15 protein-coding genes are annotated in these 13,879 nt (G+C 60.8%); 3 read left to right on the top strand and 12 right to left on the bottom strand.

Translation table 11 applies throughout. From position 1 onward, the window contains the following. Positions 1–24 precede the first annotated feature (24 nt). Positions 25–1,119 (bottom strand): tRNA 2-selenouridine(34) synthase MnmH, encoded by a 1,095-nt coding sequence (mnmH, locus tag J3D54_RS18575; protein WP_253421185.1) that lies wholly within the window; start codon positions 1,117–1,119, stop codon positions 25–27. Further along, positions 1,119–2,153 carry a selenide, water dikinase SelD gene (gene selD / locus J3D54_RS18570; protein WP_253421182.1) on the bottom strand — a complete coding sequence of 345 codons (1,035 nt, stop codon included), beginning with the start codon at positions 2,151–2,153 and terminating at the stop codon, positions 1,119–1,121. The genes mnmH and selD overlap by 1 nt, the downstream gene beginning before the upstream one ends. A 462-nt stretch (positions 2,154–2,615) precedes the next feature. Between selD and J3D54_RS18565 the strand changes: the two genes are divergently transcribed. Together J3D54_RS18565 and J3D54_RS18560 are read left to right on the top strand one after the other, a co-directional pair. Then, entirely contained in the window at positions 2,616–3,572 is a 957-nt protein-coding gene (locus tag J3D54_RS18565; RefSeq protein ID WP_253421179.1) for a nucleoside-specific channel-forming protein Tsx, read from the top strand. 24 nt (positions 3,573–3,596) lie between these two features. Beyond that, positions 3,597–4,631 carry a purine nucleoside permease gene (locus J3D54_RS18560; protein WP_253421176.1) on the top strand — a complete coding sequence of 345 codons (1,035 nt, stop codon included), beginning with the start codon at positions 3,597–3,599 and terminating at the stop codon, positions 4,629–4,631. Positions 4,632–4,702: 71 nt separating this feature from the next. On the opposite strand, the gene J3D54_RS18555 is transcribed toward J3D54_RS18560, so the two are convergent. From J3D54_RS18555 to J3D54_RS18545, 3 genes are all read right to left on the bottom strand, one after another. Continuing rightward, positions 4,703–5,659, bottom strand: coding sequence for a zinc-binding alcohol dehydrogenase family protein (locus tag J3D54_RS18555; protein ID WP_253421173.1), 957 nt, complete (start codon positions 5,657–5,659; stop codon positions 4,703–4,705). Positions 5,660–5,688: 29 nt separating this feature from the next. Further along, a complete protein-coding gene (locus tag J3D54_RS18550; protein ID WP_253421170.1) occupies positions 5,689–5,862 on the bottom strand; it encodes a DUF1427 family protein in 174 nt (57 codons plus the stop codon). A 95-nt stretch (positions 5,863–5,957) separates the two neighbouring features. Further along, a complete protein-coding gene (locus tag J3D54_RS18545; protein ID WP_253421166.1) occupies positions 5,958–6,746 on the bottom strand; it encodes a helix-turn-helix transcriptional regulator in 789 nt (262 codons plus the stop codon). Between the two features lie 146 nt (positions 6,747–6,892). On the opposite strand from J3D54_RS18545, the gene J3D54_RS18540 reads away from it, so the two are divergent. Then, positions 6,893–7,120, top strand: coding sequence for a DUF6555 family protein (locus J3D54_RS18540; RefSeq protein WP_253421163.1), 228 nt, complete (start codon positions 6,893–6,895; stop codon positions 7,118–7,120). A 72-nt stretch (positions 7,121–7,192) separates the two neighbouring features. On the opposite strand, the gene J3D54_RS18535 is transcribed toward J3D54_RS18540, so the two are convergent. From J3D54_RS18535 to J3D54_RS18505, 7 genes are all read right to left on the bottom strand, one after another. Next, positions 7,193–7,351, bottom strand: a complete 159-nt coding sequence (locus tag J3D54_RS18535; protein ID WP_223488708.1) for a metallothionein — start codon at positions 7,349–7,351, stop codon at positions 7,193–7,195. A 348-nt stretch (positions 7,352–7,699) separates the two neighbouring features. Then, positions 7,700–9,382 carry a methyl-accepting chemotaxis protein gene (locus J3D54_RS18530; RefSeq protein WP_253421161.1) on the bottom strand — a complete coding sequence of 561 codons (1,683 nt, stop codon included), beginning with the start codon at positions 9,380–9,382 and terminating at the stop codon, positions 7,700–7,702. A 179-nt stretch (positions 9,383–9,561) separates the two neighbouring features. Beyond that, complete coding sequence (locus J3D54_RS18525; RefSeq protein WP_253426659.1) at positions 9,562–10,878, bottom strand: Na+/H+ antiporter NhaC family protein; 1,317 nt, start codon at positions 10,876–10,878, stop codon at positions 9,562–9,564. Positions 10,879–11,243: 365 nt separating this feature from the next. Further along, on the bottom strand, positions 11,244–12,557 hold the full coding sequence (locus J3D54_RS18520) for an ATP-binding protein (protein WP_253421159.1): 1,314 nt from the start codon (positions 12,555–12,557) through the stop codon (positions 11,244–11,246). After that, a complete protein-coding gene (locus J3D54_RS18515) occupies positions 12,554–13,222 on the bottom strand; it encodes a response regulator transcription factor (protein ID WP_253421157.1) in 669 nt (222 codons plus the stop codon). The genes J3D54_RS18520 and J3D54_RS18515 overlap by 4 nt, the downstream gene beginning before the upstream one ends. Before the next feature lie 3 nt (positions 13,223–13,225). After that, positions 13,226–13,546, bottom strand: a complete 321-nt coding sequence (locus J3D54_RS18510) for a PepSY domain-containing protein (RefSeq protein WP_253421155.1) — start codon at positions 13,544–13,546, stop codon at positions 13,226–13,228. Further along, entirely contained in the window at positions 13,546–13,854 is a 309-nt protein-coding gene (locus J3D54_RS18505; protein WP_253421152.1) for a PepSY domain-containing protein, read from the bottom strand. Before J3D54_RS18505 ends, J3D54_RS18510 begins: the two co-directional genes overlap by 1 nt. Between the last annotated feature and the right edge of the window lie 25 nt (positions 13,855–13,879).

Raw genomic sequence — 13,879 nt, 5'->3', positions numbered from 1 at the left:
CCAGCAAAAACAACATCACCTCCGCTACTTACCCCGCTCCCGCAAATATTCGAGAACCGCCCCCCGATCCCCGACAAACTCGATCCGCGCCCCCTTCTTCTCCCGCTGAAACACATACATCGGGTCGTAATACTCGCGCAGCAAGCCTTCGATCCAGCCCCGGTGCAAGTCCACCGCGCCGCTGTTGGCCTGTTCCGCCAGCGCGTCTTCCATCAAGGCCAACATCCGCCGATGGCGCTCGCCGCCCAGGCGTTTCTGGACATTATTCAGGCTCGCCAACATCCGCTCGGAAAACAGCGTGAAGCCTTCATCGCCATACACCTCGGTGAACTCGGCGCACAAATCCACCACGTAATCGCGCAGGATCCGCTCGACGCGCCCTTCCAGGCGGTCTTCCAGCCAGACCATCGGAAACTGCTGCATGCCCTGATACAGCGGCAACGGCAGCGCGCAACTGCCAATCGCGCGGCTCTCGTCTTCGAGCACAAACTGCTCGATACCGTTGGCGCGTTTTTTCAGTACATCCACGGCCAGGCGGTTTTCAAAGTCGATGTTGGAAGGTTGGCCGGTGGCGCGTTTGCCGAAGCTGGAGCCGCGATGATGGGCGTGCCCTTCAAGGTCCAGCGCATTGCTCAATTGCGTGAGCACTTCGGTCTTGCCGGTGCCGGTCATGCCGCCCAGCAAGACGAAATCACACTGGGCAACGGCCTGGTCGATGGTGTCGAACAGGAAGGTGCGCATGGCCTTGTAGCCGCCACCGACCCGCGGATAGTCGATGCCTGCTTCGTCCTTGAGCCACTGCTGGGTGATCTGCGAACGCAGCCCGCCGCGAAAACAATACAAATAGCTATCCGGATGCGCCCGGGCAAAATCAGCCCAAGCCTGGATGCGCTCGGCCTTGGTCTGGCCGGCCACCAACTGATGCCCCAGCGTGATCGCCGCTTGCTGGCCGTGTTGCTTGTAGCATGTGCCGACGCGTTGCCGCTCGTGGTCATTCATCAGCGGCAGGTTGACCACGCCGGGGAATGAGCCCTTGAGGAATTCGACCGGCGCGCGGACATCCATCATCGGCCGGTCATTGAGGAAGATGTCGCGGTAATCGGTGAAGTCTCTGGACATCAAACCACCTCAACCGCGTGGGTCTGTCGCTCAACCAGTTCGCCGATCGGCTCAAGGTTCAGGCCAAGCTCGGCGGCAACGTTGAGGAACTGTGCGTTGCCTTCAGGGGTGACTGCAATCAGCAGGCCACCACTGGTCTGCGGGTCGCAGAGCACACGTTTATGCAACTCCTGGAGCCGGCCGACCTTGCTGGCGTAGCTGTCGAAATTGCGCAGCGTGCCGCCAGGCACGCAGCCCTGGTCAAGGTAATACTCGACGCCCGGCAGGCGTGGCACACGGTCATAGCCAATGCGGGCGGTCACGTTGCTGCCATCGGCCATTTCCACCAGATGCCCGAGCAGGCCGAAACCGGTGACGTCGGTCATTGCGGTCACGCCGTCGAGCTTGCCGAAACGGCTGCCGGGTTTGTTCAGGGTGCACATCCAGTCGCGGGCCAGGCCAATGTCGGCATTGCGCAACTTGCCCTTCTTCTCGGCGGTGGTGAGGATGCCGATGCCCAAGGGTTTGGTGAGATAGAGCAGGCAGCCGGCGGTGGCGGTGTCGTTGCGCTTCATATGGCGTTTTTCCACCAGCCCGGTCACGGCCAGGCCGAAGATCGGCTCCGGCGCGTCGATGGAATGGCCGCCAGCCAAGGGAATTCCCGCTTCATCGCAGACCGAACGCCCGCCGCGAATCACCTCCCGGGCGATCTCCGGTGCCAGCACATTGACCGGCCAGCCGAGGATCGCAATCGCCATCAGCGGATCGCCGCCCATGGCGTAAATGTCACTGATGGCGTTGGTAGCGGCGATCCGGCCGAAATCGAACGGGTCGTCGACGATCGGCATAAAGAAGTCGGTGGTCGACACCACGCCGCGCTCTTCATCGATGGCATACACCGCCGCGTCATCGCGCGAGGCATTGCCGACCCAGAGTTTCGGGTCCAGGTTTTGCGCGCCGCTACCGGCCAGAATCACCTCCAGCACCTGGGGTGAAATCTTGCAGCCACAACCTGCGCCGTGGCTGTACTGGGTCAGACGAATCGGCTCGCTCATGGAATGCACCTTGTGAAGTCAATGCCCAGGATTCTACAGCAACCCTGTGGCGAGGGGGCTTGCCCCCGTTGGGCTGCGCAGCGGCCCCAAAACCAGACAATGCGGTTTGTCCGCAGGACCGTGTTGAATGGTTTACGACTGCTGCGCAGCCGAACGGGGGCAAGCCCCCTCGCCACAAAAGATCTATTGCCACAGATCGAGTTACTGATCTGACAGTCGACACCACTTTGGTGCATATCCCCTCCCGAGCCCTCTTCCCCTGAATACCACTCCTTCTGCTCCCCTTGACCGAAAGGACAGCAAATTACAGCAAATCCGCCAATTCCTCCGGCTTTTCAGCGCTTTGAGAAAATTGGTATAGGTTGTGCAAACGTTTGCGAGTCGCCGATACCGGCCTGTTCACCACTTAACCGCGCAAGCCCGCACCACCGGGCCTTCGATCCGCACGAAAAGGGACTTTTAATGCATCGCACCGCCAATCGCGTGAATTGCTCACGTACTTTTGCTGTTTCCCTGCTGCTGGCCAGCGTTACAGGACTACTCAGCAGCCACGTTTTGGCCCAACCGGCCACCGTAGAAGAATCCGCCCAGGGCGAAGCCCTCAGCCCTGAAGCCAACCCGCCGAAAAAAGGCGCGTATCTGTCGGACTGGTTCAATCAGGACCTGACCGTCATCGGCAGCAAGGACATCAGTTTCGGCCCGCAACCGGCCGACGATATCTACCTGGAATACGAGTACTTCGGCCGCAAGGGGCCGTTCGAGTTGTACGGCTACATCGACATTCCAAAGATCTTCGACATCGGCAACAGCCATGACAAAGGCGTGTGGGACCACGGCTCTCCGGTGTTCATGGAGCACGAACCGCGGATTTCCATCGACTACCTGGCCGGCCGCAGCCTGGCCGTCGGGCCGTTCAAGGAATGGTACGTGGCGTTCGACTGGATCTACGACCACGGCAGCAACAGTGCCAACCGTGCCAACACGCTGTACAGCGGCCTCGGCACCGACATCGACACCCATTCGCGGGTCAACCTGTCGGCCAACTTCTACGGTCGTTATCAGTGGGAAAACTACGGCGCCAGCAACGAGTATTCGTGGGACGGCTACCGCGCCCAGCTCAAATACATCGTGCCCATCAGCAGTTTCAGTAACGGTGCTTCGTTGACCTACATCGGTTTCACCAACTTCGACTTCGGCTCCGACCTGCACAAGGACAACCCGGCCCGCACCGCCAATGCCACCGTGGCCACCAACGTGTTGCTCTACGCCTTCACCCATTTGCGTTTCACCCTGGTCGGCCGTTACTTCCACAACGGCGGCAACTGGGAGGACGGCAGCGAGTTGAATTTCGGCGATGGTGATTTCCGCGCCCGTTCCAACGGCTGGGGTTACTACGCCGGTGTCGGCTATCAGTTTTAAGGCTCATTTGAATCAGGAGATTTTATGAAAGCAATGACGCGTCTTTCCCTGTCTGTCGGTTTTGCGGTAAGCACCCTGCTCTCTTCCTCTGCCTGGGCGGTAGAAGCACCGATCCAGCCGAAAGTGATGCTGATCACCATGTTCGCTCCCGAGGCGCAGAACTGGATCGATCGCCTGGAACTCAAGCAAGAGGTGCGCGTACCGGGGCTGTCCGCCGAGTACCCGAACATTCGCTGCAACACCCAACAGGTGTGCCTGATGGTCACCGGCATGGGCCAGACCAATGCGGCGGCCTCGACCCTGGCCCTGGCGCTGTCGCCGAAATTCGACTTACGCAAAAGTTACTTCCTGATTGCCGGGATTGCCGGCATCAGCCCGAAACACGGCACCATCGGCACCACCGCGTGGGCGCACTACCTGGTGGAGTTCGGCACCCAGTGGGAACTGGACTCCCGGGACGCGCCGAAAGACTGGCCGACCGGTTACCTGGGCATCAATACCAAGGGCCCGAACGAAAAACCGCCGCTGGATTACAAGACCGAAGTCTTCGAACTCAATCCAAAGCTGCAGGCCAAGGCCTTCGCCCTGAGCCACAACGTCGAACTGAGCGAAAGCAAGGAATCGGCGGCGTGGCGCTTGAAGTATCCGTCGGCCCCGGCCAATCAGCCGCCGGTGGTGACCCAGTGCGACACGCTGGCGGGTAATACCTGGTTTTCCGGGACGCGCTTGAGTGAGCGGGCGGAAGTCTGGACCAAACTGCTGACCAACAACGAAGGGGTCTACTGCACCACTCAACAGGAAGACAACTCCACCTACGAGGCACTGCTGCGGGCCAGTCGCGAAGGTCTGGTGGATGTCCGGCGTTTGGCGGTGGTGCGCGCCGGTTCCGATTTCGACCGACCGGCGCCGGGCCAGAGCGAGGTGGATAACCTGCTCAAATACGCCGATCAGGGCGGCTTTGTGCCAGCACTGGAGAACCTGTACCGCACGGGGAATCCGTTGGTGCAGGAGATTTTGCAGAATTGGTCGGCTTGGGAGAAAGGTGTTCCCGAAGCCTGAGTTCGGCTTCAGGCCGTCATCGCGAGCAGGCTCGCGATAGGGCCTGAACATTCAACCTGAATGTCGACTGTTTACGGCAACAAAATCACCTTGTCGCCGCTGCCCTGATTCACCTCGGCATACCGTTCCACCCCCTCGGCCAACGGCGATTCAACTAACCCTTCCGGCAACGGCAACAGGCCCTGATCGAAAAACGTGCCGAACTGTTCGAGCATCGCGGCACACGCCTGAACCCCGTACAACAACGAATTGATCCCCACCACCGAACCGCCCTTGCGATACAGCGCCAGGGCCGGCAATTGCACATGCCCATCCGCCGGCGCGGCGATGATGGCGATGCGGCCGAACGCGGCCAACGCCGGGACCGAGGCCGGTAGCCAGAAACCGGTGGTGTCGAAGATCACGTCGGCACCGCCGGCATACACGGCGCCGACCTGTGCGCCCAAGTCCTCAGGTTTATCCAGTTGCAGCGTCTGATAACCCTGAGCCTGCAAATCCTTGACCTGCTCCGGCCGCCGCGCCGCCGCCAGCACTTGGGCGCCCCGGACTTTTGCCAGCGCCAACGCCGCGCTGCCCACCGCCCCACCGCCGATGACCAACAATCGCGTGCCGGCCGTCACAAGGCTGCGTTCCAGCGCATCCCACGCCGTGGTGTACGGCACACCAAGGCTGGCAGCCTGGGCAAAACTCAAGTGTGTCGGCTTCAAGGCCACGCCATTGGCCGGCAGTTTGACGAATTGCGCGTGGGAACCGTCGGCAAAGAAGCCCAGCTCCCGGCCGGTGCCCCAGACTTCCTGGCCGATCAGCGTCTGTGGGCCTTCGACGACGATGCCGGCGAAATCACGGCCTGGGATCCGTGGCAACGTGGTGTAGGGAAAGCGCCCCAGTACGTTTTTCACATCACTGGGATTGAGGCCCGCCGCCTTGATCTGGACCAGCACTTCGTCGGTGCCGGGAACGGGGGTGGGCACCTCAACGTAGCGCAGGGCCGAGAGGTCGCCGGTTTTGTCGAATTGCAGTGCTTTCATGGGCATTTTCACCAAATGGACAAGAGGTTTCAGGAGATCCAGCCCGCCACCAGTTGCCGGCCCAAGGGCCACAACTGCTCACCGGCGAGCATGCCCAGCAGGCCCACCAGCGCGATGGCCGGTGGTGCGGGGGAACGAAAATCCAGCGCGCCATAGAGCAGGCCGACGCCCAGACCGATACCCAATGAGATAACGTAGTTCATGACAGACTCCGTGGCATAAGGGGGTATGCGCAGAGTCTAGAGAGAGGTCGCCACGGACGTCGGCCAAGTACTTCTGAATGTCGGCCAAAACGTTTTTACGCGCCTGAGCCCCCACGCGGGCTCGCGCAAAACTGCGAGGGCGCGACGCCCAGTTCCCGACGGAACATGTCACTGAAACTGCTCGGCGAATAACCCAGTTCCCGGGCAATCGCGCTGACCGGAACGCCCTGAATCAATTCAGCCGCCGCAGTCGCCAGTTGCACCTGCCGCCGCCACTCGGCGAAACCCATGCCCAAACCGTCCTTGAACAGCCGCGCCAGGGTACGCACGCTGGCACCGGCATTTTCGGCGTGTTGCTCAAAGGAGATGTCCAGCGACGGTGACGCCATGACCGCCTGACACAAGTTCATCAGCCGCCGGTCGGAATCGTCCGGCAACGGGATTTTCAGCAATGAACGCCGGGCGCGCTTGAGTTCCAGCAAGGCCAGGCCGACCAGCGCGTCGTAATAATCCGGGGCACCGTCGTCGCCTTGTTCCACCAGCCCGACGATCAGTTCGCGCAGCAAGCCGCCGACTTCAATCACTTGCACACTGTCGTCCAGCGTCGCCGCCAATGACGGTCGCAGGTAGATGTTGCGCATCTGCAAGTCAGAGACCACGCGAATCCCGTGCGGCACACCCGGCGGCAGCCAGACCGCCCGTTGCGGCGGCACCACCAGCGCTTCATGGGGTGTCTCGACCCACATCACGCCGCTCATCGCGTACAGCAACTGGCCCCAGACGTGCTCATGAGGCTCGATATACAACCCACGCGGGTAAGTACGTGCCAGCGGTTGCACGGGCACGTCGGTATCGCTCAAATCAGGCGGTGCGGCCTTGGCCATAAGCTAGGATCATTGGGGGGGCGGAAAAACTCCATGGTAACGAGGCGTGTGGCATGTCGCCAGTCACTGTAACCGACTGACAATCCGACGGAATTTTTCGCGCGCCTTGCGATCCTTCTATTACAACAGGGAGGAATACAGGCTTTATGAACAATGCAAAACTTTTCGTCATTGAATACACCCTTCACGGCAAGCCCAAGTCTTTCATTATTCGCCTGGACAAAATGGACAATGCAGAGGCTTGGCACTGGGCAAGTTGCGACGCCGGAGTCGGCCGGATCCCGCGTTTTGGCCGTGAGCGGGTGCAAAAGACCAGTAAACCGCTGGCGGAGAAATTCGGCGTCGAGAACGTGACCTGGCGACCGGCGAAATGAGCTTTGAAAGGGAGGGTCACTATTCAAACTGAAAGTGGAGCCGCTGAGGCTCCACTTTTTTGCCTGAAACAGTCAGTGCTTGGCACACTTGCAGCCTTTGGTGGAGCATTCTTCGCCGTGTTCATGATGTTTGGCGCAGCCTTCACAGCAATAGTGCTTACCGTGACGCACGATGGGGTGTTCACCCAGTTTGCAGGAGCATTTCGGGCAGTCGCAGGTACCGTCGTTCATGAGTCTGACTCCATGGTTATGGTCGTCCGGGTACCGCGGGTGCGCGGCACCTGAAGCAAATGACCGCCCGTTGCAGAAACTGGTTCAAACAGATGCCTGGACGGTGTTCGCTTACTATTGAGGGTAGTCGCGATGTTGCCACTTATGGACGAATACCGCCCTGTGGCGAGGGGGCTTGTCGGAACGCCGCATCGCCCCGTTCGGCTGCGCAGCAGTCGTAAAACCGGTACATGAGTTCTATCTGAAGAGTCGCGGAGACTGGTTCCAGGGTCGCTTCGCAACCCAACGGGGCAAGCCCCCTCGCCACATTAGCCCCCTAACCACGCCCCCCACCACAAGCAACATCCATCAAATACGGAATTGCCCGACCAGTTGCCCCAGGCGCTGACCGAGATCGGCCAGGCTGCGTGAGGTTTGCGCGCCACGCTGGGTTTCGTCGGCGACGCTGTCTACCGCCACGGCGATCTGGTGCACGCTGCGGTTGATCTCTTCAGCCACGGCAGTTTGCTCTTCGGCGGCGCTGGCGATCTGCGCGTTCATCGAGTTGATGGTGCCGATCAGTTGGGCCATGGCGTCCAGCGACGCCCCGGCTTCGTTGGCCTGGGCCGAGGTGCCGTCGCCGGCCTCGCTGGAGCGGCGCATGGACTCGACCGCCGATTGGGTGCCGGCCTGCAAGCGGTCGATCATGCCCTGGATTTCCTGAGTGCTGATTTGCGTACGACTGGCCAGCGCCCGCACTTCGTCGGCGACCACCGCAAAACCACGCCCGGCCTCACCGGCGCGGGCCGCTTCAATCGCGGCGTTGAGCGCCAGCAGGTTGGTCTGCTCGGCAATCGAACGGATCACCCCGAGGACGCTGACAATTGACGACACGTCTTTTTGCAAGCTATCGAGGGACGCACCGCTGCTGCGAATATCGGTCACCAACGCATGAATCTTCACGATGCTGCCGGCCACCACGCGCTTGGCGGCCTGGCCTTCTTCGTCGGTCTGTTGGGCAGCGACCGCGGCGTTTTGCGCGCTCTTGGCCACTTCCTGGGCCGCCGCCGACATTTGGTTGATCGCCGTGGCCACCTGATCGGTCTCGTGACGCTGGCGCTCCATGGCCTGATCCGAGCGTTGGGCCTGATCGGAGACCTGATTCACCAGACCGGTCAGTTGCGAGGTCATTTCAGTAATCTGCCGTACCAGGCCGTGGATCTTGTCGACGAAACGGTTGAACGAGCCGGCCAGTTCGCCGAGTTCATCCTGACTGGTGATGGTCAGGCGCCGGGTCAGGTCGCCCTCGCCCGCCGCGATGTCGTCGAGGTTGGCTTTCATCAGGTTCAGCGGACGCAAAATGGTATTGGCCAGCAGCATCCCGACTGCGGCGATCACCAGCAGCACCACCACGGCAACCCCGACAATGCTCAGCACCACGCCTTGCATGCGTTCCTGGACCTTGATCTCGACCAGCGCCACTTGCGCTTCGATGCCGTCGAGGTTGACCGAGGTGCCGAACGCCATGTCCCACTTCGGCAGGTATTCGGTGTAGCCGAGCTTGGGCACCTGCACTTGGGTGTTACCGGGCAGTGGCGAGCTGTATTGCAGGTAGTGGGTCCCGTCCTTGGCGACTTTCACCAGGTCGCGGTTGACGTAAACGCCGTTCGGGTCGCGGTTGTCCTTGAAGCTCTGGCCCACGCCTTCGGGGCTGTTGGCCTTGAACAGGCGCACAGTGTTGGAGTCGTAGCCGAAGAAGTAGCCGTCCTTGCCGTAGGTGATGCTCGACAGCAACTTGATCACCTGCGCCCGCGCCGCATCATCGCCGGGGGCGGCCGCGTCGTAGAGCGGTTTGATCGTGGTCATGGCCACGGCAACGTAGCTTTGCAGGGTCGCTTTGGCGTCGCTGAGCAGACGCTGACGGGTTTCCTCGACTTCCTTGCGGGCCTGTTCCTGCAGGATGAACAGCGTGGTCAGGCTGATGACCAGCGCAAAGAGCAACACCGGGAGGACGGCAAGGGACAGGACTTTGGCCTTCAGGCTCATGCGCATGACGTTCACTCTTTTGATTTTGTTGGCGTGGTTAAAGGCTATAACGGCAGGCCAGATCAAAAGTTGAACAAGGTCCTTGTGGGAGCGTGGCTTGCCCGCGATTCAGGCGCCGCGGTTTATCAGGCACACCGCGTAATCGTTCATCGCGGGCAAGCCACGCTCCCACAGGGTAAATATGGTTACAGAACCATCGCGGCCACCCAACCGAACGCCAGCAATGGCAGGTTGTAGTGCAGGAAGGTCGGGACCACGGTGTCCCAGATATGGTGATGCTGGCCGTCGATGTTCAGACCCGAGGTCGGGCCCAGGGTCGAGTCCGACGCCGGTGAACCAGCATCGCCCAACGCGCCGGCCGTGCCGACGATGCACACGATGGCGATCGGGCTGAAGCCCAGTTGCACGCACAACGGCACGAAAATCGTCGCCAGAATCGGTACCGTGGAAAACGACGAGCCGATGCCCATGGTCACCAACAGTCCCACCAGCAACATCAACAGCGCACCGATGCCTTTGCTGTGGTCGATCCACGAGGCCGAGGATTCCACCAGCGTCTGCACATGACCGGTGGCTTTCATCACTTCGGCAAACCCGGACGCGGCGATCATGATGAAACCGATCATCGCCATCATTTTCATGCCTTCGGTGAACAGGTCATCGGTTTCACGCCACTTGACGATGCCCGACGCCGAAAAGATCAGGAAGCCCGCCAGTGCCCCGATAATCATCGAATCCAGCAGCATCTGAATAATGAACGCGGCAGCAATCGCCAGGCCGGCGACCATCAGGCTCAAGGGGTTGTACTGCACCGCGACCTGTTCGACCTGCTCGATCTTTTCCAGGTCGTAGACACGCTTCTTACGGTAGCTGATGAACGCTGCCGCGAGGCCAAACACCATGCCCAGCGCCGGAATGCCCATGGCATGGGTGACGTTGATGCCGCTGATGTCCACGCCGCTACGGGCGACGTTGGCCAGCAGGATTTCATTGAGGAAGATGTTGCCGAAGCCCACGGGCAGGAACATGTATGGGGTGATCAGACCGAAGGTAATGACGCAGGCGATTAACCGGCGGTCCAGTTGCAGTTTGGTCAGCACATATAAAAGAGGCGGCACCAGCAACGGGATAAAGGCGATATGAATCGGCAAAATGTTTTGCGAGGCGATGGCCACCACCCATAGCAGGCCGATCAGCAGCCATTTGACATGGCCGCCGCCGTTGGCGTGCTGGCGATCGACCAGGGCCAGGGCTTTGTCCGCCAGGGCATGGGCCAGGCCGGACTTGGCGATGGCCACGGCGAACGCGCCGAGCAAGGCGTAGGACAACGCCACCGTCGCCCCGCCGCCGAGGCCGCTGTTGAAGGCTTTGAGTGTCGCATCGATCCCCAGACCACCGGTCAAGCCACCGACCAGCGCGCCCACAATCAGCGCAATCACTACATGCACGCGGGACAGGCTGAGTATCAGCATGATGCCGACCGCGGCAATTACTGCATTAATCATCGTTACCTCAAGGCAAGCGGAAAGAGTCCGGCCGGCAGTGCGCATAAGCGCCGCCAGCGGATTAAAGAGAGGGTCTTATTAGAGGGCGCGCACTTTGCCGCAGCATCACCCCCTTGTCAAAGCGCACACCACCCTTTGAAGCAGTTGGCGAAGCCTGCGTAGCAGTCGTGGTTGCTGTGTTTCAGAAAGAACGCGTGCACAGGGTTAGCAGTTGGCCGCAGCATTTGCAGTCAACACAAAACCACTGTGAGAGTGGGCTTGCCCGCGATGGCGTTGTGTCAGGCGGCATCGATGTCGACTGTGCTGCCGTCTTCGCGGGCAAGCCCGCTCCCACAGGTTAAGCACGGGCTTTCAGACAGATGTCAGCGTTTGGGCAGTTCGATCATCACTTTCAACCCGCCCCACTCGCTGTCCTCCAGCCTCAACACACCGCCCCATGTGTCGACGATGTCGCGCACGATGCCCAATCCCAGCCCATGCCCATCGGTCTGCTCATCGAGCCGTGTACCGCGGCTGAACACCTGATCGCGCTGATCTTCGGGAATCCCCGGCCCATCGTCTTCCACGCTCAACTGAAAACCTTCAGCCGTTTCAACCACGCTTAACCGAACCTCCGCATCCGCCCATTTGCAGGCGTTGTCCAGCAGGTTGCCCAGCAACTCCAGCAGATCTTCGCGATCCCACGGCAGTTGCAAACCGGTCGGTGCGCGGTAGCTCAGGTCGAGGTGTTCGCCGTGAATCATGTTCAACGTGGCCAGCAACCCCGGCAGCTCGGCATCGCAATCAAACAGCGCCCCCGGCAACGCATCGCCGGATAATCGGGCGCGGTTGAGTTCGCGATTGAGTCGTTGCTGGACCTGTTCCAGTTGCGCCTGCATGACTTTGCGCAGTTCGGGGTGAGCATCGAGTTTTTCATTTGAAGCCAGGCTCAACAACACCGCCAACGGTGTTTTCAACGCATGACCCAAGTTACCCAACGCATTGCGCGAGCGCTTGAGGCTGTCTTCGGTGTGAGCCAGCAAATGGTTGATCTGCGCCACCAGCGGCTCCAGCTCCACCGGCACGGCTTCGTCGAGTTGCGAGCGCTGGCCCTGCTGCAACTGGGCGATTTGCTCGCGGGCCTTTTCCAGCGGGCGCAAGGCACGGTGCACGGTGATCCGTTGCAACAGCAAAATCAGCAACAACCCCGCCAGCCCCAACCCCAGACCGAGCTGCTGCATGCGACAGAAACTCTCGCGCACTGGGGTGTAGTCCTGGGCGACGCTGATAGAAATCGCCTGCCCCAGCCGCCGGTAGTCCGAGCGCAGCACCAGCAATTGTTGCCCTTCCGGCCCTAGTTGCAGGTTGCTGTTCAGGCCCGGGTGTTCGAGCCGCGGCAGGTCCTGATCCCATAGCGAGCGGGAGCGCCAATGGCTGTCGGCAAAGTCGATACGAAAGTAGTGCCCGGAAAACGGTCGCTGATAGGCCGGCGACAGATGCCGCTCATCCAGCTGCAACCCCTGCGGGCCACGTACCAGCGCCACCAACAGATTTTCGCTGTCGTTGCGCAACCCGGCTTCGAGGTAGCGCTGCAAACCGATTTCGAACAGCCACAGGCTGGTTTGCGCCAGCACCAGGCCGACGATCACCATCACGCTGATCAGGCCCAGACTCAAACGGCGCTGGATCGACTTCACTGGGCTTGCCCGCCGAACAGGTAACCCTGGCCGCGACGGGTTTCGATCACGCTGCGGCCGAGCTTGCGTCGCAGATGGTTGACGTGGACTTCAAGCACGTTGGAGTCGCGCTCGGTTTCACCGTCGTAGAGGTGTTCGGCGAGATGGCTTTTGGAAAGGATCTGTTCGGGATGCAGCATGAAATAGCGCAGCAGGCGGAATTCCGCGGCGGTGAGCTGGATGTCGGCGCCATCGCGGGTCACGCACTGACGACCTTCATCCAGATGCAGCCCGGCAGCCTTGAGCGTCGGTTGATTGACCTGGCCGTGGGAGCGGCGCAACAACGCCTGGATGCGCAGGTGCAGTTCTTCCGGGTGGAAGGGTTTGCTCAGGTAATCGTCGGCGCCGGCCTTGAGGCCTTCGATCCGTTCGGCCCAGGAACCGCGCGCCGTCAGGATCAGCACCGGCGTCGCGAGGCCATCGGCCCGCCACTGCGCCAGCACCTCGAGCCCCGGCAAACCCGGCAGGCCGAGATCAAGGATGATCAGGTCATAAGGCTCACTGCTGCCCTGGTACACCGCATCGCGACCGTCGGCCAGCCAGTCCACGGCGTAACCCTGCCGGTTAAGGCCGGCCATTAATTCATCGGCCAGCGGCACGTGGTCTTCCACCAGGAGCAAACGCATCGGTCAATCTTCCTTGTCTTTCAATAAATCGCCGGTGGTGGCGTCGAAGTCCAGTTCGTGCACCACACCTTCGGTGGTCAGCAGCTCGACTTCATAAACATAGACGTCGTGTTTTTCTTCAAGCTCGGCTTCCAGCAACTTGGCCCCGGGATAGCGGTCCAGCGCTTGCTGCAAGAGCTGCTCCAGCGGCAGGATCACGCCCTGTTGGCGCAGGCGCAGGGCTGCGTCCTGATCCAGGTCGCGGGCCGCAGCCACCGAGCAAAAAACCAGAAGCACCAGCACCATGCGACTGCTGGCGCGCCGATTCAAAAAAAACACCTTCATTACGTATCCTGATGATCCTTGAGGACCTGCCCGCTGACCGCATCCAACTCCAGGTCCCACTCAATGCCCTGTGGGTCGCGTAGTTCCACCTGATATTTGTACTTGCCGTACTCTGCTTCGAGCTCGGTTCCGGTGACGGTCGAGCCGGGGTGTTTGGCCAGAACGGTGGCGTTGAGCTGCTCGAAAGACACAATGGTACCAGCGTCGCGCAGTCTCAGGGCTTCGTCGGGGCCCAGGTCGCGGGCATGAGCGGTGCTGGCAGTCAGGCTGATGAGGGATGCGGAGAACAGGGCAGTCAGGATTTTCATGGGGTGGCTCCGTATTTTCTTATGT

This window comes from Pseudomonas sp. GGS8 (assembly GCF_024168645.1).
Classification (GTDB): domain Bacteria; phylum Pseudomonadota; class Gammaproteobacteria; order Pseudomonadales; family Pseudomonadaceae; genus Aquipseudomonas.
Note: the sequence above shows the minus strand (reverse complement) of the source record. Positions and strands in the feature narration are given on the sequence as shown.

Excerpts from the sequence above, each read along its gene's own strand:
- mnmH (WP_253421185.1), bottom strand. The coding sequence starts at position 1,119 with ATGTCCAGAGACTTCACCGATTACCGCGACATCTTCCTCAATGACCGG.
- selD (WP_253421182.1), bottom strand. The coding sequence starts at position 2,153 with ATGAGCGAGCCGATTCGTCTGACCCAGTACAGCCACGGCGCAGGTTGT.
- J3D54_RS18565 (WP_253421179.1), top strand. The coding sequence starts at position 2,616 with ATGCATCGCACCGCCAATCGCGTGAATTGCTCACGTACTTTTGCTGTT.
- J3D54_RS18560 (WP_253421176.1), top strand. The coding sequence starts at position 3,597 with ATGAAAGCAATGACGCGTCTTTCCCTGTCTGTCGGTTTTGCGGTAAGC.
- J3D54_RS18555 (WP_253421173.1), bottom strand. The coding sequence starts at position 5,659 with ATGAAAGCACTGCAATTCGACAAAACCGGCGACCTCTCGGCCCTGCGC.
- J3D54_RS18550 (WP_253421170.1), bottom strand. The coding sequence starts at position 5,862 with ATGAACTACGTTATCTCATTGGGTATCGGTCTGGGCGTCGGCCTGCTC.
- J3D54_RS18545 (WP_253421166.1), bottom strand. The coding sequence starts at position 6,746 with ATGGCCAAGGCCGCACCGCCTGATTTGAGCGATACCGACGTGCCCGTG.
- J3D54_RS18540 (WP_253421163.1), top strand. The coding sequence starts at position 6,893 with ATGAACAATGCAAAACTTTTCGTCATTGAATACACCCTTCACGGCAAG.
- J3D54_RS18535 (WP_223488708.1), bottom strand. The coding sequence starts at position 7,351 with ATGAACGACGGTACCTGCGACTGCCCGAAATGCTCCTGCAAACTGGGT.
- J3D54_RS18530 (WP_253421161.1), bottom strand. The coding sequence starts at position 9,382 with ATGCGCATGAGCCTGAAGGCCAAAGTCCTGTCCCTTGCCGTCCTCCCG.
- J3D54_RS18515 (WP_253421157.1), bottom strand. The coding sequence starts at position 13,222 with ATGCGTTTGCTCCTGGTGGAAGACCACGTGCCGCTGGCCGATGAATTA.
- J3D54_RS18510 (WP_253421155.1), bottom strand. The coding sequence starts at position 13,546 with ATGAAGGTGTTTTTTTTGAATCGGCGCGCCAGCAGTCGCATGGTGCTG.
- J3D54_RS18505 (WP_253421152.1), bottom strand. The coding sequence starts at position 13,854 with ATGAAAATCCTGACTGCCCTGTTCTCCGCATCCCTCATCAGCCTGACT.